Annotated in this window: 25 protein-coding genes, 1 tRNA gene and 1 pseudogene; 15 read left to right on the top strand and 12 right to left on the bottom strand. The window is 44.4% G+C overall.

Annotated features, from left to right (window positions below; genetic code table 11):
* Positions 1-61: 61 nt before the first annotated feature.
* From AC0IYG_RS13165 to AC0IYG_RS13155, 3 genes are all read left to right on the top strand, one after another.
* Positions 62-610 carry a YybH family protein gene (locus AC0IYG_RS13165; RefSeq protein ID WP_471711510.1) on the top strand — a complete coding sequence of 183 codons (549 nt, stop codon included), beginning with the start codon at positions 62-64 and terminating at the stop codon, positions 608-610.
* Positions 611-705: 95 nt separating this feature from the next.
* Entirely contained in the window at positions 706-1944 is a 1239-nt protein-coding gene (locus AC0IYG_RS13160) for a NupC/NupG family nucleoside CNT transporter (RefSeq protein WP_471711509.1), read from the top strand.
* Positions 1945-2025: 81 nt separating this feature from the next.
* Positions 2026-2949 carry a YihY/virulence factor BrkB family protein gene (locus AC0IYG_RS13155; protein WP_471711508.1) on the top strand — a complete coding sequence of 308 codons (924 nt, stop codon included), beginning with the start codon at positions 2026-2028 and terminating at the stop codon, positions 2947-2949.
* Positions 2950-2951: 2 nt separating this feature from the next.
* Here the strand turns inward: AC0IYG_RS13155 and sppA are convergent, their stop codons facing one another.
* The gene (gene sppA / locus AC0IYG_RS13150; RefSeq protein ID WP_471711507.1) at positions 2952-4718 is read right to left on the bottom strand and encodes a signal peptide peptidase SppA; all 1767 of its coding nucleotides are present in this window, start codon (positions 4716-4718) and stop codon (positions 2952-2954) included.
* A 194-nt stretch (positions 4719-4912) separates the two neighbouring features.
* On the opposite strand from sppA, the gene AC0IYG_RS13145 reads away from it, so the two are divergent.
* Both AC0IYG_RS13145 and AC0IYG_RS13140 read left to right on the top strand, forming a co-directional pair.
* Entirely contained in the window at positions 4913-5419 is a 507-nt protein-coding gene (locus tag AC0IYG_RS13145) for a SixA phosphatase family protein (RefSeq protein ID WP_471711506.1), read from the top strand.
* 1 nt (position 5420) lies between these two features.
* Positions 5421-5624: a hypothetical protein gene (locus tag AC0IYG_RS13140; protein WP_471711505.1), complete on the top strand. Its 204-nt coding sequence runs from the start codon at positions 5421-5423 to the stop codon at positions 5622-5624.
* Here the strand turns inward: AC0IYG_RS13140 and xerD are convergent.
* Positions 5625-6519: pseudogene (gene xerD / locus AC0IYG_RS13135) on the bottom strand (site-specific tyrosine recombinase XerD).
* Between the two features lie 26 nt (positions 6520-6545).
* Between xerD and aroQ the strand changes: the two are divergent.
* The gene (gene aroQ / locus AC0IYG_RS13130) at positions 6546-6962 is read left to right on the top strand and encodes a type II 3-dehydroquinate dehydratase (RefSeq protein ID WP_471711504.1); all 417 of its coding nucleotides are present in this window, start codon (positions 6546-6548) and stop codon (positions 6960-6962) included.
* Positions 6963-7095: 133 nt separating this feature from the next.
* Here the strand turns inward: aroQ and AC0IYG_RS13125 are convergent, their stop codons facing one another.
* From AC0IYG_RS13125 to AC0IYG_RS13115, 3 genes are read right to left on the bottom strand one after another with little or no spacing between them, the layout of a single operon-like run.
* Positions 7096-8151, bottom strand: coding sequence for a hypothetical protein (locus tag AC0IYG_RS13125; protein WP_471711503.1), 1056 nt, complete (start codon positions 8149-8151; stop codon positions 7096-7098).
* Positions 8105-9295, bottom strand: coding sequence for a M14 family zinc carboxypeptidase (locus tag AC0IYG_RS13120; protein WP_471711502.1), 1191 nt, complete (start codon positions 9293-9295; stop codon positions 8105-8107). Before AC0IYG_RS13120 ends, AC0IYG_RS13125 begins: the two co-directional genes overlap by 47 nt.
* Complete coding sequence (locus AC0IYG_RS13115) at positions 9296-9592, bottom strand: hypothetical protein (RefSeq protein ID WP_471711501.1); 297 nt, start codon at positions 9590-9592, stop codon at positions 9296-9298.
* Between the two features lie 259 nt (positions 9593-9851).
* Here AC0IYG_RS13115 and AC0IYG_RS13110 point away from each other — a divergent pair.
* The 3 genes from AC0IYG_RS13110 (at position 9852) to AC0IYG_RS13100 (ending at position 10580) form a co-directional block, all read left to right on the top strand.
* A tRNA-Glu gene (locus tag AC0IYG_RS13110) sits at positions 9852-9923 on the top strand.
* An 87-nt stretch (positions 9924-10010) separates the two neighbouring features.
* Positions 10011-10154 carry a hypothetical protein gene (locus tag AC0IYG_RS13105; protein WP_471711500.1) on the top strand — a complete coding sequence of 48 codons (144 nt, stop codon included), beginning with the start codon at positions 10011-10013 and terminating at the stop codon, positions 10152-10154.
* 153 nt (positions 10155-10307) lie between these two features.
* Positions 10308-10580: a hypothetical protein gene (locus tag AC0IYG_RS13100; RefSeq protein ID WP_471711499.1), complete on the top strand. Its 273-nt coding sequence runs from the start codon at positions 10308-10310 to the stop codon at positions 10578-10580.
* A gap of 117 nt (positions 10581-10697) precedes the next feature.
* On the opposite strand, the gene AC0IYG_RS13095 is transcribed toward AC0IYG_RS13100, so the two are convergent.
* Entirely contained in the window at positions 10698-10964 is a 267-nt protein-coding gene (locus tag AC0IYG_RS13095) for a hypothetical protein (RefSeq protein WP_471711498.1), read from the bottom strand.
* 105 nt (positions 10965-11069) lie between these two features.
* Between AC0IYG_RS13095 and AC0IYG_RS13090 the strand changes: the two genes are divergently transcribed.
* The 3 genes from AC0IYG_RS13090 to AC0IYG_RS13080 all read left to right on the top strand — a co-directional run bounded on the left by AC0IYG_RS13090 (position 11070) and on the right by AC0IYG_RS13080 (position 12145).
* Complete coding sequence (locus AC0IYG_RS13090) at positions 11070-11420, top strand: helix-turn-helix domain-containing protein (RefSeq protein WP_471711497.1); 351 nt, start codon at positions 11070-11072, stop codon at positions 11418-11420.
* A gap of 103 nt (positions 11421-11523) precedes the next feature.
* Positions 11524-11802 carry a type II toxin-antitoxin system RelE/ParE family toxin gene (locus AC0IYG_RS13085; RefSeq protein ID WP_471711496.1) on the top strand — a complete coding sequence of 93 codons (279 nt, stop codon included), beginning with the start codon at positions 11524-11526 and terminating at the stop codon, positions 11800-11802.
* Positions 11803-11812: 10 nt separating this feature from the next.
* Positions 11813-12145, top strand: a complete 333-nt coding sequence (locus AC0IYG_RS13080) for a HigA family addiction module antitoxin (protein ID WP_471711495.1) — start codon at positions 11813-11815, stop codon at positions 12143-12145.
* A gap of 328 nt (positions 12146-12473) precedes the next feature.
* Here the strand turns inward: AC0IYG_RS13080 and AC0IYG_RS13075 are convergent, their stop codons facing one another.
* Positions 12474-13517 carry an MBL fold metallo-hydrolase gene (locus tag AC0IYG_RS13075; protein WP_471711494.1) on the bottom strand — a complete coding sequence of 348 codons (1044 nt, stop codon included), beginning with the start codon at positions 13515-13517 and terminating at the stop codon, positions 12474-12476.
* Between the two features lie 131 nt (positions 13518-13648).
* Between AC0IYG_RS13075 and AC0IYG_RS13070 the strand changes: the two genes are divergently transcribed.
* Together AC0IYG_RS13070 and AC0IYG_RS13065 are read left to right on the top strand one after the other, a co-directional pair.
* On the top strand, positions 13649-15523 hold the full coding sequence (locus tag AC0IYG_RS13070; protein WP_471711493.1) for a CocE/NonD family hydrolase: 1875 nt from the start codon (positions 13649-13651) through the stop codon (positions 15521-15523).
* 31 nt (positions 15524-15554) lie between these two features.
* Positions 15555-16334 carry a ThuA domain-containing protein gene (locus AC0IYG_RS13065; RefSeq protein ID WP_471711492.1) on the top strand — a complete coding sequence of 260 codons (780 nt, stop codon included), beginning with the start codon at positions 15555-15557 and terminating at the stop codon, positions 16332-16334.
* A gap of 10 nt (positions 16335-16344) precedes the next feature.
* Here AC0IYG_RS13065 and AC0IYG_RS13060 read toward each other — a convergent pair whose 3' ends face one another.
* Complete coding sequence (locus AC0IYG_RS13060; RefSeq protein WP_471711491.1) at positions 16345-17748, bottom strand: purple acid phosphatase family protein; 1404 nt, start codon at positions 17746-17748, stop codon at positions 16345-16347.
* A gap of 122 nt (positions 17749-17870) precedes the next feature.
* Here AC0IYG_RS13060 and AC0IYG_RS13055 point away from each other — a divergent pair, with 122 nt between their 5' ends.
* Positions 17871-20069 (top strand): B12-binding domain-containing radical SAM protein, encoded by a 2199-nt coding sequence (locus AC0IYG_RS13055; RefSeq protein ID WP_471711490.1) that lies wholly within the window; start codon positions 17871-17873, stop codon positions 20067-20069.
* A 3-nt stretch (positions 20070-20072) separates the two neighbouring features.
* Here the strand turns inward: AC0IYG_RS13055 and nagA are convergent, their stop codons facing one another.
* The 4 genes from nagA to AC0IYG_RS13035 all read right to left on the bottom strand — a co-directional run bounded on the left by nagA (position 20073) and on the right by AC0IYG_RS13035 (position 23237).
* Positions 20073-21182 carry an N-acetylglucosamine-6-phosphate deacetylase gene (gene nagA, locus AC0IYG_RS13050; protein WP_471711489.1) on the bottom strand — a complete coding sequence of 370 codons (1110 nt, stop codon included), beginning with the start codon at positions 21180-21182 and terminating at the stop codon, positions 20073-20075.
* A gap of 59 nt (positions 21183-21241) precedes the next feature.
* The gene (locus AC0IYG_RS13045; protein ID WP_471711488.1) at positions 21242-21802 is read right to left on the bottom strand and encodes a pentapeptide repeat-containing protein; all 561 of its coding nucleotides are present in this window, start codon (positions 21800-21802) and stop codon (positions 21242-21244) included.
* A gap of 20 nt (positions 21803-21822) precedes the next feature.
* Positions 21823-22119, bottom strand: a complete 297-nt coding sequence (gene trxA / locus AC0IYG_RS13040; RefSeq protein ID WP_471711487.1) for a thioredoxin — start codon at positions 22117-22119, stop codon at positions 21823-21825.
* Between the two features lie 68 nt (positions 22120-22187).
* Positions 22188-23237, bottom strand: coding sequence for an acyltransferase family protein (locus AC0IYG_RS13035; RefSeq protein ID WP_471711486.1), 1050 nt, complete (start codon positions 23235-23237; stop codon positions 22188-22190).
* Between the last annotated feature and the right edge of the window lie 28 nt (positions 23238-23265).

Raw genomic sequence — 23265 nt, 5'->3', positions numbered from 1 at the left:
TTAATTTTTATCAGTGAATATTTGTGTAACGATTCTAAGTAAGAATTAAAGTTTATTAGCCATGAATAGAAATATTGCCGTTTTCATTTTACTCATCCTTATTGCTTCTTCATTTAAGTACAGAACCAAAACCCGTGAGCAAGTTTTACCGTTAAATCCAATTAATCTGCAAACCGTTTCCAATTCAGGTTCGCACTCAAAAACATCCTTCAACGAAGCGGTCGCGAAACTGCAGCAAGGCAACCAGGAATTCGCCGAAGGTCAGCCTTCCACTTACAAATCATTGTGGTCGCATTCGGATGAGGTTACCAATTTCTGCGGTCTCAATGGCCAGGAGTCGAAAGGCTGGGAAGCAGTAGAAAAGAGCCTGGATGCATTCAATAAGCGTATTGCAGGCAAAAATGTTTTCAATGTTGAAAAAATTTCGAGCAATGCAGGTGCAGAACAAGGCTACGTCCTTCAAAAAGAACATTATATCTTGCCCGATGGTAAAAGCCTGGATCTGCATGTAACAATCGTTTTTCGCCGCGAAAGTGATGGCTGGAAAATCGTTCATCGTCACTCGGATGAACTAACAACTGCACCTGTGCCTGTTATCGCTGCCAAATAATCTCCGGCTTAGTCCCCGATATTTTACAAAACTCACAGCTTCCAATTAATTTGTTGTTATTTTGCACCTTTTGTCAAAGGGCGACTTAACTATTTATGGAAAGATTTACGGGAATACTGGGTATCTTCTTGATCCTCGGCATTGCATATGCGATGTCAAATAACAGAAAAGCTATCAAATACCGGACAGTAGGCGTGGGGTTGGCACTTCAATTTGGTCTCGCTGTTTTTATTCTCCGCACAGAAACCGGTCAGGCCGTATTTCAATGGCTTGGTACAAAAGTTCAGAAATTACTCTCCTTCTCAGACCGCGGTGCGGATTTCGTCTTTGGAACATTGGTCCGTCCAGATTTGATGCAACGCGCATTTGGACCGGGTAACGACTTCGTTTTCTTTTTCAAAGTAATTCCTACAATCATTTTTGTCGCCGTTTTGGTGAATATGCTCTACCATTTGGGCATTATGCAGCGCGTTGTTTCGGTCATCGCGCGTGGTGTTTACTGGCTGATGGGCGTGAGTGGTGCAGAGGCGCTTTCTAATGTTGCAAGCACATTTGTGGGGCAGGTTGAGGCGCAGATCATGATTAAGCCCTATCTTAAAAACATGACCAATTCTGAGCTAATGGCTTCTATGACAGGAAGTTTTGCTTGTATTGCAGGAGGCGTTATGGCAGTGTATATTTCTCTGGGTGTCCCGGCTCCTTATCTTATTGCAGCAAGCTTAATGGCTGCGCCAGGTGCATTGGTTATTTCGAAAATCGTCTTCCCGGAAACGGAAACATCGAATACAAAAGGCGTAGTGAAGCTGGAAATCCAGAAAACGCACGCCAATCTGCTGGACGCAATTGCGGCCGGAGCGGGCGAAGGCTTGAAGGTTGGTTTCAATGTGATCGCGATGCTTATCGGCTTTATCGCACTCGTTGCTTTGCTTGATTATTTGCTTGGATTGATCGGTGGCATATTTGCTTTTCCGCAATTGAGTTTTAATTTTCTGCTGGGCAAAGTGTTCTCAGTTTTCGCCTGGGCCATGGGCGTTCCGAGCAAGGATATTGAGGCTGCTGGATCTTTAATGGGCACTAAAATGGTGATCAACGAATTTGTCGCCTATCTCGATTTAGTAAAAATGAAGGATACTTTGGATCAAAAGACGATCGTCATAACGAGTTTTGCTTTGTGCGGTTTTGCCAATTTCAGCTCCATCGCCATTCAGGTTGGAGGGATTGGTGAGCTGGCTCCGTCGCGCCGCGCTGACTTGGCGAGACTTGGTTTTAAAGCCCTTATTTGCGGAACATTGGCATCTTACATGTCGGCAACACTCGCAGGGTTGCTGTTATAAATCAATTGAATTAGCCGCATTGGCATGGATATTTGTGTCTGACTGTTGTATTAACACAATGCATCAGTCAGAAAACCAAATATGAAGAACGTCAAGCTGTATTTTTCCATCCTGCAAGAGAGTTTCAGTGAATTCATGAATGACAACGGGCTGAAATTAAGCGCGGCGCTTTCATACTACACTATTTTTTCACTTGCTCCCATGTTGCTGGTCATCATTTCGGTGTTCAGCATTTTTTTTGGTAGGGACGCCATTCAGGGTGAGTTATTTGGACAAATAAGAGGGCTTGTAGGTGCTAATGCAGCTTTGCAATTGCAGGAAATTCTTAAAAATGCAGAGCTTTCTAATAAATCAGGGGTTGCCGCAGCGATAGGAATTGGAACATTGCTGATTGGTGCGACAGGGGTTTTTGCTGAAATGCAGGACTCGATCAACTACATCTGGGCTATTAAGTCTAAACCCAAAAAAGGCTGGCTTCAATATCTAAAAAACCGCCTTATTTCTTTCTCGCTCATTCTTACGCTTGGTTTTCTGCTCGTGGTTTCGCTTGGAGCGAGTGCGTTGGTGGATGTTTTGAGCAATCGTTTGGAAAGATATTTTTCGGAAGGGTCGGTTGTGCTTTTCTATATTGTCAATCTTGGCCTTGTTCTTACCATTATCACAGCATTATTTACCGTAATTTTCAAGGTTTTACCTGATGGCGAATTGCGTTGGAAGGAATGTCTGGTAGGAGCGACGTTTACCGCTATATTATTCCTGATTGGTAAGTTTGTGATCACTTTTTATCTTGGCCAATCTGACCTTGGAGCTGCTTATGGCACATCGGCGTCCATTGTGATCCTGCTTACCTGGATTTACTATTCTTCGATTATTCTGTATTTTGGAGCTGAGTTTACCAAGGTTTATGCAAAACAGGACGGCGTGGGGATCGCTCCTAATAAACACGCCGTCCTGATTGTAAGAAAGGAAATTGACGAAGCAACCGGGAAGCTGATCGTAGATTAATATTAGCGGATCACCAGCTCAAATGGCATTCTGGTTTGTGTTCCGCCCATATTCATCAATTTGTTATACATTTTGACATACGGCGCAAGTTCGCCAAGTGCCTTATTGCTCGCTTTTTCTTCTTTGTCACCCATTATTTTAGTAACCAGTTCATCAAAAGGCTTTTTCTTTTCAGGATAGTAACGAACTCTGTAATCGCCTTCATTCAACTTGGCAGATTTTGCGGCAAGTTTGACCGCCACATCCACACCGCCCAAAACGTCAACAAGTCCGTTTTCCTTAGCCTCCACACCAGACCAAACGCGTCCTTGCGCAAGACTTTTTAGCTTTTCAACCGACATTTTTCTGCCTGCAGCCGCTTTCGTTGTGAATGTTTCATAACCTTCATTCACACTTTTCTGGATCATTGATTTCTCGAATTCCGTCATTTCACGCGTTGCCGTTGGCCAGTCTGCATGTGGACTTGTGCCCACGCCGTCGAATGTCACGCCAAGCTTATTGTTCATGAAATCGGTTACATTGAAAATCAAACCGAAAATTCCGATTGAGCCTGTAATGGTGTTCGGCTGTGCAACGATTTTATCACAACCCATGGCCATATAATAACCGCCCGAAGCCGCAACATCAGACATAGAGGCAATTACGGGCTTCTTTTTAGCCGTAATCTGAATTTCACGCCACATCACATCAGACGCCAGCGCACTTCCACCAGGAGAATTAATGCGGATTACAATGGCTTTGATTTTATCATTTTCACGAATTTCTTTCAATTCTTTTACAAATTTTTCAGAACCAATGTTGCCGTCGCCGCCATCACCACTTGTGATTTCACCTTCTGCAACGAGCACACCAATCCGTTTGTTAAAATCGCCTTCATCCACTTTGCTTCCGCCTTTCAGATATTTATCGACACCCACATAAGTGATTTTTTTCTTTTCCTCCACTTTCAGGTCTCTTTTCAAATAAGCCTCCAATTCGTCCTGGTAACCCAGATCAGTAACAAATTTGTGCGCTAATGCAGATTTGGGATTGTCAACAGCAAGCGAATCAGCGAGGTTTTTCAATTCAGCAACCGGAATGTTACGTGAAGCAGAAATGTTTTTCAAAAAATTACCATTAATAGCAGTTATGAGCTCAATAGACTGCTTTTTGCTCGCTTCGCTCATATCCTGACGGGAGAACATTTCAATGGCGCTTTTAAACTCGCCTACGCGGAAAACCAACGGTTTGATCTCTAACTTGTCGAATGTGCCTTTGAAGAAACTGTATTCGGCGGAAAGGCCGTTCCATTCGATAGCGCCGGCAGGATTAAGGTAAATTTTATCGGCTAATGAAGCAATGTAATAGCCTTTTTCTGAGTAGGATTCGCCGTAAGTGACAACGAATTTCTTTGATTTTTTGAATTCCAAAAGCTGGTTACGGATCTCTTCCAATGTTGCCCAGCCAGCCTCCGGGTTTTCTGTTTTCAGGTAAATGCCTTTGATATTATCATCTTTCTGAGCGCTTTTCAAAGCCTCGACAATGTCTTTCAATCCAACTGCATTTTCGTCGCCACCAAATGGTCCGCCTATTTCGGCGAAAGGATTTTCGACGCCCACTTCCTGGATTGGCTTGTTAAGGTCTAGTTTAAGCACTGATTTCTCTTCGATCACAACCTCTTCATCCGATGATAATACGGATCCAATGCCGGCAAGTATGAAAAGTGAGACGAAAATGAAGATGATTATGCCGACGAATGTTGCCAGGACATATTTGAGAAATTGTAACATGTTATGCTGTATAATGGGTTTTATTTCATAGGTACGTAAGAAACAAAAATAAGGATTAATTGTCGCGCGTTGTAGAATAATTAATGTCGAAAGGTTGTTTCCAGGCAGTAAGTGGCAAAAAAATCCGGCTTATTTTCGAAGCTTTGCCAAGTGTTTAAATGCTAGTAATCTGTATTTTTGAAAAAAAATAGAAAATGAAGAAAACCCTTATTCTTGTCCGCCACGCAACCGCTGAGGATCAAACTTTTGGGACAAAGGATTTTGATCGCAAGCTGAATCAAAAAGGATTGTCAGAGGCTGCCTTAATGGGCGAGTGGCTGGCAGAAACCAATGTACAGCCCGATATCTTCATTTCAAGTCCGGCCGCGCGGGCTTATAAGACAGCGGAAATCATTGCTGAAAAGCTGGGTGTAAGTGTGGCCTCATTGCATTCCGATGCGGACATTTATGATGGCGGTCCGAAGGCTTATTTGGATGCTGTTAACACGGTTTCAGAGGATTTTAAGAAGCTGATCCTTTTTGGGCACAACCCGGATATCACGCATTTTGCAGAATATATTTCCGGCGCAAGCCTGGGTTCAATGAAGAAGGGAAGCGTGGCAATCATTGATTTCGAGGATTTTAAGTGGGAAGAGATTTCTGCCAAAACAGGAAATTTGACTTTATACAAAACGCCCAAGGAAGTGCGGGACGTTGATTAGAATGGAAAAACCAAACAAAAGCCGAAGCGTATTTATCGTTATCACGCTCCTGTTCATCGCATTGTTCGCCTACATTTCCTACGATATGTCGAGCCGCACAACGGCGCCGTGGAACAAGCCAAAACAGCTAAACCGCGCATTGCCGGGCGCTACACCCGATTCCGACTCGCTTTTATTGGATTCGCTTTTGGAAGAAGTGAAATGATCAGCCGCGCGGGTGAAATTCGGTGATAACCTGCCGGAGATAATCACGGTCCAGATGTGTATAAATTTCCGTGGTCGTAATGGACTCATGTCCAAGCATTTCCTGCACAGCACGCAAGCTTGCGCCACCTTCGATCAGGTGTGTCGCAAATGAATGCCGGAATGTATGCGGACTCACATTCTTGTGAATTCCGGCCTTTTCAACAATGTCCTTAATCATTAAAAAAATCATCACACGCGACAGCTGGCCGCCTCTTCGGTTAAGAAAAACAATGTCTTCGGCGTCCTTAGCCGGCGCGATTTCGTTCCGGACGTGTTCAAGATAAATTTGCGTGTATTTGATCGCCTCCTTACCAATGGGAACGAGTCGCACTTTATCACCTTCCCAAAATCCGCAGAAATCCAATGTCGAAATAGCAATGTGTCAGCTGCAAACCAGTCAGCTCCGAAACGCGCAATCCTGAGCTGTATAGGACTTCAATAATGGCCCGGTTTCGCGTTCCTTCGGGCGAGGAATGGTCAATAGCCGACAGCATGGTTTCAATTTCCTCATAGGAAAGCACGTCAGGCAGCTTGCGGGGCAGGCGAGGAGATTCCAGGAGCTCGGTAGGATCTTCGGTGATCTCATTTTCCAGCAAAAGATATTTGAAAAATGCCTTAATCCCCGAGAGTATCCGCGCCTGGGAATGTGCCGCCAGGCCGAGCTCAGACAGATATTTGAGAAAACCGGTTAAATGCTCTTCGCTGATCTTCGCAGGCGGCAGATCGATTTTTGCCAGTTCTAAATATTCTTCCAGTTTTTCAACATCCCGCACATAAGCCTCCACTGAATTGCCCGATAAGGAGCGTTCCAGCCGAAGATAATTTTTGAAATGTTTGATGTAGCTTTGCCACATATAAGAACTGTTAACCTGATTATTGAATGAAAAAGATCCTGATCCTGAACGGCCCTAATTTGAATCTTTTAGGCAAACGCGAGCCCGGCGTTTATGGTAACCAATCATTTGAGGATCATTCCGAAACATTGAAAGGTCTTTTTCCGGACACTGAACTGCATTATTTCCAATCCAATCACGAAGGTGCATTAATAGATAAAATCCACGAAGTCGGCTTCTCATTCGACGGCATCGTAATCAATGCAGGCGGTTACACGCACACATCCATCGCGCTGGCAGACGCACTTTCGGCAGTAACCACCCCAGCCGTTGAAGTCCACATTTCCAACATTCACGCCAGAGAATCATTCCGCCACCACAGCTATTTGACTTCGCGGTGCAAGGGGATGATTTGTGGGTTGGGGCTACGCGGCTACGAACTTGCGGTTCGCTATTTTCAATGACTGAATGATTGAATGACTGAATATTTTTAATGTTGAATGATTGAATATTTTGATTTTAGTTGTCATTACTCATCATTCAGACAGTCAGTCGTTTATTTTTATTCATTCATTCAGTCATTCACTCATTCAATCATTAGCGAAAAACCGCGTTGCTAAACAGGATCTTGCCGTTATAGAGCATGGAGCGGAAAACGGGGTCGTCCATGAGATAGACAACCTGGCCGCGACCCATTTCCTGCACGCCCATTATCAATGTGTTTTTGAGCTTTCCGGTTATTTTATTTCCTACAAAGCCTGCTTTGTAACCCGTTTCTCCCAAGTATCCGACATTCCAGCCGTCTTTCAGGAAATCCATTTCATAGGTGTCGCGCACGAGGGTGAAATATTCCTTTCCGCAGCCAAATGATAGCGGGTGCGTTGTGTCCATCGTCACCTGGAACATGCTTCCCGGCGATGTGTCGCCCGCGTCTTCCCTTTCCTGGTCGCCAAATTTCTTGAATGTGTCAGAGTCTTTCTTTCTGTCTGTGATTTTTTTTGTCAGATTGAAACCAGATTTTCCAACAAATGCATCATTCGCACGCTCCATGGCAATCAGTTTTCCACCATTGCGGATCCAGTTTTGCAACGCTTCCAGGTTTTTATCTCCAATAATGTCTGAATATTTGCCATCAGGGAGAATAAGCACATCGATTTCATTCCAAGGCAAAGAAGAAAGCCGCGAGCCGCTTACCATGGTTGCCGGATAGCCGATTTGTTGTTCAAAAAAGTGCCAAACCGCGCCCACGGAAGTTGCGCTAATGCCATCTCCGGTAACAACAACCACTTTTGGCGTCTTCAATGTTGCAATGTAATCACTGCCAAAATCAGCGCCGTTGGTCACATAACCCGTGTTCACTGGCGTGAGTTTTACAAAATGCTTGGTCGCAATGGAAGTAACGAGCTTATCAAATGCCAGATTTTCATTGCCTTTTTTCGGAATAATCAACGTTCCCGCTTCATAGGAAGCCTTATTCATTTCAAACGGAACATTGGAGCTTTTTACCAAAATACCATTTTTCAAAAGCTCAGCCAGAAATGCAGCATGCTCAACCTCAGACCATTGTGCCAGATATGCATAGGGCGGAGTGGCAGGAATTGAATTTTCAATTTTCTCGGGCTGATAAGCAGCAGGCGTAAGCTTTTCTTTCAATCCATAAGCCTTCAAACCATATAAATAAGCAAGTCCCCAAGCTCGTAACATCGTAAGTAACAGAGTCTTCCAGCACCGGTTTTGGTTCAAAAAGAATTCTTAGCAAATTCGATTTAGGCTGATAAGCGCTGATGAGCAAGTCATTATTCTCAATTTTTACGGATTGTTCGGTCAAGGTCGTCAATTCCGTTCCTTTTGTAGAAGCCGATTTGCCCGCAATGCCATAAACGAAGCCCTGGCGGTTCATCCAGTCGCTGAACGAGCGGATGCGTTCTTCGTTTCCTTTTGCTTTTACAATGTAGGTTTTGAAATTTCCGGCAGGCGCATTAGCAGCGTCAGCATGAAACTTAATGAACTCAGAAACAATGCGTTCCTTTTGCGACAACACCGCTTCCAATGTTGCCAAACTTGTTGCATAATGATGTGAAATGCGGCTCACGAGCGTCAATGTGTCGTGTTCATCTTTGCGCTCGATGCCCAATCCAGCCCTTCCGCCGCCGCCTTGCTCATAAGTCACCCCGACTGCGCCGTTAACCGTTGGCCACGTGTCGCCATAACTTGGGTAAAAAAGATCGTAATTATATCGGGTAAAATAGGCCCAGTTGTTTTTGTCAAAATATTTGCGGCAATATTCTCCGATCAGGTCATTGAACTGACGCTGCCAAGCCGTCACATCCTTATGAAAAGGGCGGGCGGCCGGTGGGAAATAATAACTTCTGCTATGGCCCATTTCGTGGAAATCGGCGTGGAAATGCGGCATCCATTGATTGTAAAGCGCAATGCGTTCCTTCGTCTCCTTCTGTGTTTGCCAAGCCCAATCGCGGTTCAGGTCAAACAAATAATGGTTAAAGCGACCACCAGGCCACGGTTCGTCATGTTCCAATGCAAATGGCGTAACATCCGGCGTCGCGTTCTGCACGCGGTTATACCATTGCGTATAACGGTCATAGCCATCCGGATTGATGCAAGGATCGATCATAACGACCATATTTTTCAGGAAATCCTGGGTTAATGCATTCTGTTTATTGAGCAATTCATAAACCACTTTCATGCTCGTATTTGCAGAAACCGATTCATTTCCGTGCACATTATAACTCATCCAAACGATCGGCGGCGTCGCAGCATCGGGCTTGCCGTCCAGCAACTAAATGCTCTTCAAATGATTCGTACGTATCTTTTCGAGATATTGGAAATGTTTTCTGCCGAGGAAATAAAAGCTCACCATTAATGGCCTTCCTTCGTTGCTGCTGCCATACTGGACCAGTTTAACCCGATCCGGATTTTGCGACTGCAATAACTTAATGTAATCTACGATCTGGCTGAATGAAATGCGAACTTCGAGCCAAGCGGAAAGCCCAAGGAACTCGTCCGGGGTTTTGTTTTGTGCCACGGCAAGTTGAGAAAAAAGCAGCAGCAGCAAATAGCAGAAACGTTTTATCATAAATAAGGGAAGTGAAATAAAATCCGTGGGAGTCCAAAATTAGAAAGTTAGCTCAATTTAACGGCATGGGCTTGTCGATAAAAAAAAGTTTCACTTCGAATGTTCTGGTTATGAGGATGCTGTAAAATAACTTCATTTTATTTCTAGTGTAAGTTTGGAATTTAAAAATCGGTCGTGCATCTTTGCACCACGATTTCGGAAAACGGAAACGAAAAGTGAAAGAAAGTGCTTAAAAAACGCGCGAAGTAGGAGACCAGTCGGCCCATTCGTCTAGCGGTTAGGACACGACCCTTTCACGGTTGAAACAGGGGTTCGATTCCCCTATGGGTCACATAACCGCGCGGAATGCGCTTTCAGAAACTAGCAAAAACCGCTTTATTTTAAAGCGGTTTTTTTGTTATTAACCTACACACGCAAAATGCCATTTCTTACAAGCGCCACCACAACCGACATCAGCAACCCAGCCGAATATCCATTCAACATTCCAGTTTTAGCCAAGGGCCTGGATCTAGAATTCTATTCCAATGTAACTTTTTTTGTAGGTGAGAATGGCTCCGGCTAATCAACAATCCTCGAAGCAATAGCAATCAAATGCGGATTCAATGCGGCAGGTGGCAACCAAAATCACAATTACGACTTTTACGAAACCGAATCAAATCTCTCCAATTTCCTAAGACTTTCCTGGCGGCCAAAAAGGATCACCAACGGCTTTTTTATGCGGGCGGAAAGCTTCTTCAATTTCGCCACTTATGTGGATTCAAATGATCTTTCAGATGCATATGGCGGAAAGTCGTTGCATGCGCAATCGCACGGTGAGGCGTTTCTATCTCTGTTTTTAAATAAATTTAACCGGGGCATTTACTTACTGGATGAGCCCGAAGCAGCACTTTCGCCTCAGCGGCAGTTGGCATTTATGTCTATTATAAACAGTCTGGAAAAAGCCGGAAATGCACAATTCATCACGCCACGCATTCACCTATTCTGCTGACTTATCCAGGGGCCGTTATTTTTGATTTTGATAAATCGCCTGTTGAAACCGTAAAATACATGGAGACCAATCATTATCAGCTTACAAAAAGCCTGTTGGATGATCCCGAGCGGTATTTTAGAAACTTGTTTGACTAATCCCCGCAACTTCCTCCAATGCCAGAGTAACACGTTCAATCCGATCTACATGTCCGCGTTTTGGATCTGACATGGCCTGGGCAACGGAACGCATATAAGCCTCGCCGGTTCTTGTATCAAAAAAACGGTCGTATCTCGCAAGTTTATCCTTCCAATTCGGACCAACAATTTCCTTCGCTCTGCCAAATCGTAAAAGTAATCGCCGCTTGATCGGCACGAGCGGTTGTCGTCCGTTAGTTGTATCCATTTGCATAATATGTGTAATTTGCGTGTAACAGATTGTGTTACACAAATATAGTCATTTTGATATATTTTATTTATCAAATAGAATATATTTTTAATCAAAATAACAATGTCGTTAGTTGCGAGAGTTAAAAGGCTCCGTGAAGTGTTGCAGATCAATGCGGTTCAGTTTGCCAAAAGAGCCAATGTTCCGCAAGCAACCTATAATAGAATTGAAAAAGGAAGCGGAAACTTGACTGCTGATGCGATTGCTGACATTATCAAAACATTCGAAGTAAATCCTTATTGGTTATTATTCGGAGAAGGCGGCGAAGAGCCCATTTTCACAAAGCAATCCGAACTTTCAAATCAAATCACCATCACAAAGGACGAGTTTATTGAATTGCAGCGGAAAGCGTTACGGCAAGAGGATCGGATTCGGGAATTGGAGCGGGAGATTGAGGGGTTAAGGAAGGGATAAAAATATTGACAATCACAAACACACTATATGGTTACAAAGACTACTAAATGTACATCCACGCTGTTGACTACGGGACTTTGTCTTAAAGTTTGGCATCGTTGAGATGATTGAAAGCATTCAACACAAAGGGTTATGTCTTCTTTTCGAGGATAATAACCCGTCAAAGCTGCCGCCGCATCTGGTGGAACGAATTAGGGAGATTTTATCTTTGTTAGAGGTGGCTGAAACGGTCGAACAGTTAAACGTATCGGGATATCGGTTGCACAAACTAACCGGTGAATTCAAAGCGTTTCATTCCATAAGAGTAAGCGGAAACTATCGAATAATTTTCCGGTTTGTTGATGGAAATGTGTTTGATGTAAACTATCTTGACTATCACTAAAAGCAAGCATATGTTGAAAAGAGGAATGCGCCCGTCTCATCCGGGAGCTATTTTAGGAGGAATGATCGAGGGTTTGCGTGAGGAAACGGGCAAGGCATTAACTATTACCGAAATTGCTGCTGGATTAGGAATAAGCCGCGGAACATTATCAGCGGTTTTAAACCAAAAGGCATCTGTAAGTCCTGAAATGGCAGTAAAGCTTTCAGAAGCATTCAGTACGAGTGCAGAGCTATGGATGAATTTGCAAAAAAATTACGATCTATGGCAGGCAGAAAAGAATGTCAGCCGAGACAAGATCAGACATTTCGTGAATGGCGAGAATGCGGCGCTGGCATCAGCGTAACATCTGTATAGTTCAGAGAAGTCCACCGCGATAATGTTTCGCAAACTTCTCCAGTTTCGTCAAGATAGCCGAGTTTTTTCAAGCGGTCTATGGACGCTTGTCGAGGATCAGGTGAGTTATTTATTTCTTCCCGCTTTGCCTCAACATACGCCCTAACTTTATCAACCAATTCCTGAGTCATAGTTGCAAGTGTTTGTTACAGAATCTCAATTTCAAAACTTCCTTTCACAATCGCAACCAAGAATGTCCCTGCGGTAACTCTGGTTAATTTTCCGGCTGCAGGGCCATGTGCATCCACCAATCGGTAAAGACATTTTCCCCTTTCAAATTAACCTTCTGTCCGATCATAGGCGTTATGAGCGGCATGTTTTGTTTTTTGGCTTCGGTGGTGGCTCTTTGGATGGGTTCGTTCCAGTCGTGGAGGGCGAGGGAGAATTTGGACCAGTGAACGGGCATTAGTTTGGTGGCTCTTAGCTCGCGAGCTGCGGTTACGGTCTCTTCGGGGCATCATGTGGATGTATTTCCAGGCCTCGTTATATTGGCCGCATTCGAGGATAGCGAGGTCGAATGGGCCGAATTTATCACCGATCCTTTTGAAATGCTGGTCGTGACCGGAGTCTCCGCCGATAAAGATTTTCATGGTCGGCGTTTGCAGCACGAATGAAACCCAAAGTGCCTTATTACGACTTAGTCCGCGTCCCGAAAAATGCCTTCCCGGCGTCATATCCACCCGAAATCCGCCGCCAAGATCTGCTCCCTGGTTCCAGTCTTTTTCGATCAGCATATTTTTGTTATAGCCCCAATGTTCAAAATGTTCCCCTGTGCCGAGTCCGGTCAGCACTTTTTTGACTTTCGATTTCAGCTTTAAAATGGTCGTATAATCCAGATGGTCCCAGTGATCGTGCGAAATCATCAGATAATCGATGTTAGGAAAGTCTTCAACGTCATACACGTCCGATCCTTTGAAACTGGGCGTTGTAAAATGGACGGGTGATGCGCTGCCGCTGAAAACAGGGTCGACGAGGAAGGTTTTACCATCGATTTGCATGAAATAGGATGAATGTCCAAACCAGACAAGCACATCTTCCGCCGGGTTTAAATGCAGTAAATCAGTCCTTTGCGATGGAATGATTGCGCCGGGAATGTTATGTTTGCTTTTGCCAAAAAAGAATTTTACAAGCACTTTGGCATAACTGCTTCCCTCTGCGAGATCTGGCGTATAACTCTCGTTTTGAAACTTTCCATCTTTATAATTCGGCGAATTTTTGATCAATTCCAATCTCTCTCCGGAAGGTTGCCGGCCAAATTGCGGGCGCTGCAAAAAAATGTAACCAGCCATGGCAACCAGGGCTAGCAAAATAAATAATATCATAAGGGATTTTTTAATAATTCGGATCATTGAACGGGAAAGGGCAAATATGAGGGAAGGTAAAAAGTTTTCTGTTTGACAAACACTTTCTTCTGTATTTTTGGTCACTATATTTTAACCACTAACAGCCAGCCATGAATAAACGTTTGCTATTGCTCTTTTTGCTGCTTTCAACCTGCATTTGTCAAGCTCAAAACACCGCAGCGCCCGACACCAACTGGGTGAGGGAAAATTATATTAAAACAGAGCAATATATCACCATGCGCGACGGCGTGAAGCTTTTCACTGCCATTTATACGCCCAAAGATTCGTCGCAAACTTACCCGATCCTCATGCAGCGGACGCCTTATTCGGTGCGGCCTTATGGGGTGAATAAATATCGCAGGAGCCTGGGCCCGAATGTTTATTTGATGCGTGAAAAGTACATTTTTGTTTATCAGGATGCCCGTGGACGTTACAAAAGTGAGGGCAATTTCAGGGAAATGACGCCGGCGATTGACAAGAAGACGAGCAATAGGGATGTCGACGAGTCGAGCGACACTTATGATACAATTGAGTGGCTTTTGAAAAACACCAAAAACAATGGTAAAGTGGGCCAATCCGGCATTTCGTTTCCCGGATTTTATTCTTCCGCCGCATTGCCTGACGCGCATCCGGCATTAAAAGCCGTTTCGCCGCAAGCGCCTATGTCAGACGAGTTTATCGGCGACGATTGCTATCACAATGGCGCGTTTTTCTTGATGGATAATTTCGGATTTTACAGTGGTTTTGATGGGCCGAAAAGTGCCAATGGAGAGAATTATGAGTCGTTTTTCAAAGCGGAATATAAAGATGCCTACAAATATTTCCTGGATTTTGGACCGTTGAAAAAAACCAACACGGACGCTTATTTTTCTGATCCCAACAGCATTTGGAGGCAAACGGTGGCGCATCCGGTTTATGATGAATTTTGGGAAAGCAGGAACATTAAGAAGCATTTGAAAAATATAAAACCTGCCGTGCTCGTCGTTGGCGGGTGGTTTGATGCGGAGGATTTATATGGCGCTTTGAAAACGTATGCAGCCATTGAAAAGCAAACGCCGGGCAACAATAATCGTCTCGTAATGGGTCCGTGGACGCATGGCGGCTGGGCTGCGCCGCAATGGAAGTCGTTTGCGCAATATCATTTTGGCGGCGATTTGAACAAATATTTTCAGGAAGAGATCGAGACGAAGTTTTTTAATTTTTATCTAAAAGGAAAAGGCAGTTTTGATCAGCCGGAAGTGACAGTTTATGAAACGGGTTCCAATCAGTGGAAAAATTATGAAGTTTGGCCGCCTAAAAACAGTCAGCCTACGCCTTATTATCTGAATGCAAGTGGCTCATTAACAGTAACTAAGCCAAAGGCAAAAAAAGGAGAAACGGCTTATGAGAGCGATCCTGCCAATCCGGTTCCTTACACAAGCGTGACGGGCAGCCACAGAAACAATGCGTACATGGCAGAAGATCAGCGTTTTGCGTCCAAAAGACCAGATGTGCTGAGTTTTCAAACGGATTCTCTAACGGCCGATGTGACATTAACGGGTGAAATCATAGCCAATCTGATGGTCTCCACAACAGGTTCTGACGCAGATTTTATTGTAAAAGTGATTGACGTCTGGCCAGCTAACACGTCCGTTCCAGGAGCGAAAGAAGGTGATAATCCAGTGGATATGAGCGGTTACCAGCAAATGGTGCGGGCGGAAGTGCTTCGTGGAAAATTCCGCAACAGCTTTTCGAAACCTGAGCCATTTACAAAAGATAAAGTGGAAAAAGTGACTGTCAAACTGAATGAAACCGCACACACATTCAAAAAAGGACACCTCATTATGGTGCAGATCCAGAGCAGCTGGTTTCCGTTAGTAGACAGGAATCCGCAGAAATTCCTAAACATTTTTGAAGCCAATGAGTCTGATTTTCAAAAGTCTAAGATCACGATTCACCACAATGCACAATACAGCAGCAGCATTACATTGCCCGTCCTGAAATAGGGACGGTTTTATTCCTAAACACCTGAAAAACATGAAAATCATCACCGGGAAGCTTTCCGCTTTTCTGCTTGCGTGCTTACTTTTTTGCGCTTGTGCATTCACATTTGCACAAAATAACAAGCCGGAATTCAAAGTTCTGGCAATGGCCGAGCCGGGTGGCCACCATATTGAATATTCAAAAAGGGCGCGGGTTTGGTTGGATTCATTGGCCTCAAAGGAGAATTTTACCATTGATTACATTGATAAAACCGATGCAATCAATGATGCATATCTGGCTAATTATCAGCTCATTATTCAGCTTGATTATGTGCCTTATGCCTGGAAACCCGAAGCATCGGCGGCATTTGAAAAGTACATTAATGAGGGCAAAGGCGGCTGGATTGGCTTTCATCATGCGACACTACTAGGCGAATTTGACGGTTACAAGATCTGGCCGTGGTTTGCGGATTTCATGGGTGGCATCCGTTACAAAAACTACATCGCCGATTTTGCCGCCGCAACTGTGAAAGTGGAGGAAAGAGATCACCCGATTATGAAGGGCGTTCCGGCAACGTTTTTGGTAAAAAAGGAGGAATGGTATATTTATGACAAAAGCCCGCGGCCCAATGTGGACGTCCTGGCGAGCGTCGATGAATCCACTTATTTGCCTGATTCGAAGGTGAAAATGGGCGATCATCCTGTGATCTGGTCGAATCCGAAAATGAAGGCGAAGAATGTTTACATTTTCATGGGACATTCTCCGGTTTTGTTTGAAAGTGATGTCTATAAAACCATTTTCAAAAACGCCATTTTCTGGGCTGTTAAAAAATAATCTCTGACCTTTATTTCAGCCCCTTTCGCTTTTTATATTCCAGGAAACGCTCATTATAATGCTTTAAATCAGCTTCCTTGAATGTTTTCAGATAGCGTTCCGGCAGTTCAAGTCGTTCCATCATTTGCAATGTTCCTTCCAGTTCAACCAAAGTATTTTTGCCCTTAGCATCTTTATTTAACTCAAAAGAATCGTACAGGTCGCCATTGACGGTGAATGCTTTAAAGGCCAGTTTGCTCGAATCAATTGTGATCACCTGATATAACTGTGTGTTAGATGCAGCGCGGTCCATCCAATCCTGCAAACCAATGTCATACATTTTCGGCCCACTCACCGACACGACGTAAATCGGTCCATCCGGCGTTTGCCGACTTTCACCCGTTGGCATATTCAAGCCCCGACCGTAACTATGATCGTGGCCTTGCAGCACAATATCCACATTGTATTTTTTGTAAAGCGGCTCCATTTTTCTTCGCCAGCGATCATTGCTGCGGCCTTGTTTGGTTGAGTAAACCGGGTGGTGATGAACCACAACTGTCCAGCGATTTGGGTTTGTTTTTACGACTTCTTCAAACCATTCGGCTTGGCGGTTCATGGCCCGAATGCTGTTATCAGCTTCTTCTGAATTCAGGAAAATGAATCTATTATTTTGGTAATCAATGTAATAAGCGGTTTCGATCATTCCTTCTGGTCCGTTTTCCGGCAAGGCAAATTGCGGGCGCCAATGGAGGGAAACTTTCAGGTCATTGTCTGTGTCCTTAAAATATTCGTGATTTCCCGGAGTGGAAAGGTTGGGGATCATACCATTAATCCAGCCGCCTGCTTCAAACCATTCGCCCCATTCGTGGTCAGCGTTCGAACGGTTGATCAAATCACCCGCGTGGATCATGAAATCGGCTTTCGGTAATGTTGAGTAAGCCCCACGGATTGCCCGCGACCACAGCGATCGAATTTCCGTTTGCGCATCACCGAAATAAAGAAACGAAACAGGCTCATTTTTGTCCGAAGCCGTCGAAAAATGAAACCACTCACTCCAATTCTGCCCATCCCCAACGCGATAAACATACTGCGTCGAAGGTTTCAAATCCGTAAAATTCACTTCATGATAATGCACCTGCTTTCCATCCAGCTTAACCGCCTGCGTCAATGCATTAACAATCTTTGCATTAGGCACAAAATCCGGTGAAGGATCAGCCTCGTGAATGGCTGCGATTCCCTTTGTTACCGTGGAATCCGTCCGCCAGTTCACCGCCTGCGAAGTCGCCGGAGCGCCTTTGTAACCGAGAATAATGCGATCGGGAAATGGCGAAGGAGGGTAGGTTTTACTTGTTTGCGCGAAAAGAGGAGTGTTATTAACGGTGATTAGAAGAACTAGAAAAGCTTTAAAAAATGATCCTTGGCGCAAGAGACTCATGGGATAAATGAATGGTTGAGACGTTTAAGATACTTCAATCTCCGGCATTCAGGCTATAATTTGTTAATGATCTTTTTCGGATAGCGTCGTACCTTTGCACCGTTTAATAACTCAAAGTCACCTTGTACCAGAAAACGCTTTTCGTCACGCCGCCATTTACTCAGCTTAATACTCCTTATCCGGCTACGGCTTATCTGAAAGGGTTTTTGAACACTTTGGGAAGGGAGTCGTATCAGGCTGATCTGGGGATTGATGTTATTTTGGAGTTGTTTTCTGCTAAGGGTTTGCGGACGCTTTTTGCGCAGCTGGATGAATCTGATATTGAGCTTTCAGAGAATAGTTTTCGCATTTATTCGCTTAAAGACGAATATATTTCAACCATTGACCCGGTTATCCGTTTTCTTAAAAACCAGAATCCAACATTAGCACACAGCATTTGTGACCGGAGTTATTTGCCGGAAGCGAGCCGTTTTCAGCAATTGGAGGATATGGACTGGGCTTTTGGGACAATGGGAATTCATGATAAGGCGCGGCATTTTGCAACATTATATCTCGAAGACCTTGGCGATCTGATTCAGGAAGCGGTTGATCCGCATTTTGGTTTTAGCCGCTATGCCGAGCGTTTGGGAAGATCGGCGACGAGTTTTGATCAAATGGAAGTGGCGTTGGAATCGCCTGATACGCTGTTATCTAAGACGTTAACCGATGTTTTAGAGCAAAAAATACAAAAATATCGGCCTGATATCGTCTGCATTTCTGTCCCTTTTCCGGGAAACTTGTATGGCGGGTTCAAATGCGGGCAATATCTGAAAAAGCATTATCCTAACATTAAAATCGTCATGGGCGGCGGCTTTCCGAATACGGAATTGCGCACATTAAAGGAGCCCCGCGTTTTTAATTACATTGATTTTATTTGTCTGGATGACGGCGAAGCGCCTTTGCTTTCGCTTTTGGAGTATCTGGACGGAGAAAGAGAAATTGCCCAGCTCAAAAGGGTTTATTCTCGCGTTAATGGTGCCGTAATTTATCACAATGGCGCTAAGGAAAAGGATGTGCCGCAGCGTGATACGGGCACGCCGGATTACAGCGATTTGCCTTTGCATGATTATTTGTCGGTGATTGAAATTGTGAATCCGATGCACCGGCTTTGGAGCGATGGGCGCTGGAATAAGCTCACATTAGCGCATGGCTGTTACTGGGGCAAATGCTCGTTTTGCGACATTTCGCTGGATTATATCAGGCGCTATGAGCCCATGACGGCGGCTTTGCTTTGTGATCGCATTGAAGAAATCATTGCACAAACGCAGCAAAATGGCTTTCATTTCGTCGACGAGGCTGCACCACCAGCATTGCTCAGAGATTTAGCATTAGAAATTATCAGAAGGAAGTTGACCGTCGTTTGGTGGACCAACATTCGTTTTGAAAAAAACTTCACACATGACCTTTGTTTGCTGCTAAAAGCGTCCGGTTGCATTGCGATTTCTGGTGGCTTGGAAGTGGCATCTGACCGGCTTTTGGAGCGGATGAAAAAGGGCGTAACCGTTGCGCAGGTTGCTCGTGTGGCGGATGCATTTACGCAGGCAGGCATTATGGTGCATGCGTATTTAATGTATGGCTTCCCCACGCAAACTGCCCAGGAAACGATTGATTCGCTGGAAATGGTGCGACAATTGTTTCAGGCTGGGATTGTGCAATCCGGATTTTGGCATCGGTTTGCGATGACGGCGCATAGTCCCGTTGGTTTGCATCCGGAGGAGTTTGATGTCATGCGGATTGGCCCTGTTGATGGCACATTTGCCAACAATGATCTGGAACATCAGGATCCCACGGGCGCGAATCACGATTTGTTTGCTGAGGGACTGAGGAAGTCGCTGTTCAATTATATGCACGGCGTTTGCCTGGATTTTCCACATTCCCGGTGGTTCGATTTCAAAGTGCCGACAACTTCGATTCCGCCTAATTACATTGAAAAGAGCATTAGTGAACTGCCAGATTTGGCAAACAGGCCGAATGCGGTTGCGACCTGGCTAGGGAGCTTGCCGGAAATGTCTGTTTTTGAGGAGAAGAAAGGTAAAAAGACATACGAAATTGCCGAGCTGGTTTTCTATAATAAGAAAAAAGAGTGGGCAGTTGAAACCGATGTCGCTATCGGTGATTGGCTCGTGGAAATGATGCCTAACCTGCTGTCTTCCAATGCAGAGGCTTATCCGTTGGAGAAATTAAGAAACGATTTCGAAGCCGCCGGATTGGGCAGCTTCGAGACCTTTATGACTTCCATGACCTGGACGCAACTGAAAGCATGCGGACTGCTCGTTTTGTAAGCATTACATCTTCAAAACTGCGAAATTTTCAAGGTTATCGTCAAATGTGGTGAATGTTGCGGGGTAACCAATGGCAATGCTGCCGATCTGTTTTTCTAATCCCAATGCTCTTGCTGGCCTGATTGTGGCCATTTCGATAGCTTCCTGCAAAGGAATGCCAATTACATTAACTGCATTACGTACAGCGTCGGGCAACGAAATAGTTGCTCCAGCAAGGTTGCCGTCGGAGTTGGTGTAGCGGCCGTCTTTCAAATAGGCATCAAATTCACCCCATTTAAATTCCGTTACTTTTTCACCTAAAAACAATGCATCCGAAATCAGGAACAGCTTGTCTTTCTTGATCTTGTAAGCAACACTGGCCGCCCCGAAATCGCAGTGCACGCCGTCGATAATCAATGGAGCGTACACATTTTCGTTGTCAAATGTTGCACCAACCAGGCCCGGTGCGCGGTGACCGAATGCTGACATCGCATTGTATAAGTGCGTTACGAGCTGAATTCCCTGATTAAATGCTGCGGTTGCTTCATCATAAGTGGCGTTGGAATGGCCCGCGGATACGGTTATGCCGGATTCCAGCAGCATTTGGATCTGCTCTGTGGTGAACATTTCCGGCGCAATCGTAATGAGCTTGATGATGTCCTTTCCGTGGGTGATAATCTCTTCTAAATCAGCGTCTGTTGGCTTGCGGACATAACCTGCTAAATGTGCGCCGCGTTTGATTGGATTCAGGAATGGTCCTTCCAAATGCATTCCCAAAACACCTGATTGCGGATTTTTTGCAATGTAATTACGTGTGGCTTCAATGCCTTTCAGAATATTTTCTTGCGGAGAAGTGATGAGCGTAGGCAGTACATAAGCCGTTCCAGTTTTTACACTGGCCTGGTAAATGTCGTCAATGGTCTCTTCGTCAGCACGTTCGGTAAAATAGAATTTCTCGCCGCCGTTAATGTGACTATCAAAAAGGCCGGGAGCGAGGTTGGCAACGCGCGTTACGGACGGATCCGGTTCTGCGTATTCCATGCCGGCAATTTGACCCTCTATGACTTGTATAAGCTGGTTTCTAAGGATTTCCTGGCCGGTGTAAACGGTTTCGGCAAACAATTGAAGTGACATAATTGAAAAGGTAGATTTAGACGCGCCAAGAAACGAAAAATGCGCAGGCGGTCAAAATGCTACTTAATAATAATGTCAAATTTGGTCAGCAACCCGGCGAGATCGGAGGAAAGAAACTTCGCTTTGCGAATGTTGTTGCTTGTCGGGTCAATGGTGAAATTCTTGCTGCTTGAAAAGTCGACGCCTGCCAGGTTCGTGTTGACAAAAACGGCATCCCAGAAGTCGCAATTATAGAACTTGGATTTGGATAAATCGGCTTGCGTGAAGTCTGCGCCGTGAATTTTGCAGTTACTGAATGCCGATTTGTTCAATTTCTTTTGTTCAAAAATGGCATAGTCCAAAATGCAGCTTTCAAACTTAGCGGCGAATGCAAAGTCCTTCGATTCGGAAAAATTAACACCCAGTAATTTGCAGTTATTGAACTCAATGTCAGACATCTTGCAATTTTTGACACCCGCATTGCTCATGTTGCAATCCTGAAAAACGCAATCAATGAAGTCTATGCCTGAAAGATCGGAGAACGTGCAGTTAAGAAATTTGACCTGTTCATAACTGGTTTCAGTCAGATCTTCAATGCTAAAATCTTTGTTTTCAATGACTTCTAAATTGCTGCTTCTCAAAACTGTCTGGTTTAATGTGCTTAAATGTATTTCTGAATAATGGATTTTAGCTGATCCGCCTGAACCACACCCGATTGTCTCCACATGGGTTTGCCGTGTTTGAAGACGATTAATGTGGGCACACCCTGAATTTTATAAGCGTTAGCCGCTGATTTATTCTTGTCAACGTCCACTTTAATGATCGTTGCGGAGTCGCCGAGTTCGGATTTAACTTTTTCCAAAATAGGCTTCATCATTTTACAAGGTCCGCACCATTCTGCTGAAAAATCGACTAAAACGGGCTTATTGCTATTGATTAATTCTGAAAATGAGGCCATGATTTCTGCTTTGGTTTATTCTATTAACCAATCCAAATTGGTAAAGGTTTAACTCGATGCCCCAATTTTCATTCCAACCATTTGCGAAGCGCCTTACCCGCCTTCACCTCAATATATTCGTAGGTGAAATTGGAATAAAGGATCGTAAGCGTGATGGAAAGCACCAGTGAAACAGCAATCATTGGCTCAGTAACAGGCGATTTTAAAGCCCGAAAAAGGATCACATTGACCAGTATCAGCACAATGGCGTGGTTCAGATAAATGGAGTAGGAGATTTTTCCTAAATATTGAAAAGACGGACTCTTCAGTAAATGCGTCACAACGCCTTTGGAACTCGCAAAGATTATAATGCCCACCGCAAAAATGAACGGAAAGACGAGTTTCCACAAATTGAGCTGCCAGTGATGCACCGCAAACATCGCCACGATGAGCAATATGAGAAAGGGAATTTCAAATGCTGACAGGCTGAATGTGCGCTTGCTCAGCACCAGATTTGTAAAAATGCCTAATGTAAAGCACAACAGTCCGCGCACAAATCCATAATCATAAGCAAGTAAATATTCGCCTTTTGAAATGATAAAAAGACCTGATAGCAATGTGATTACGGCAAAAGCCACGTATTTTATTCTGGGCATTGACAAAACAACAAGCCCGAAAACGGCATAGGAAACCATTTCAGCCGAAATGGACCATGCAGGATAATTGTTGCTGATCCACGAGCCAAAAACGGGCGTCGAACCCATAAATGTTAGCGTATCGAGCGCTGTGTAAGCATAATAACTTAAACCCAGCGCGCCTACATTCTTCATAGGACTGCTTTCTCCGATCAGACTTGCAATGACGAAGACGATTTCGGTGTAAAAAAGCAACGGGAAAAGTCGTATGAATCGCTTTTTTAAGAATGTACCGAAGTCTGCGCCAGTGCTGATTTTATTCGCATAATTCATGGCGATAACGAAACCGCTCAATACGAAGAAAAAATCAACAAAAAGGCTGGAATTGATAACGAAAAAGTTTTTGTAGAAAACCGATTCCTTGAACGCATTGTGATGGTGGGCGATTACGAGAATGGAAAAAATGCCTCTTAATCCATCTAATTGTTCAACGCGGTCTCTCATGAGCAGGGTTTCTCGCAGGCTTGTAATT

It is taken from the genome of Dyadobacter sp. AC419 (genome assembly GCF_979253085.1).
This window is presented reverse-complemented; position numbering and strand designations above follow the sequence as displayed.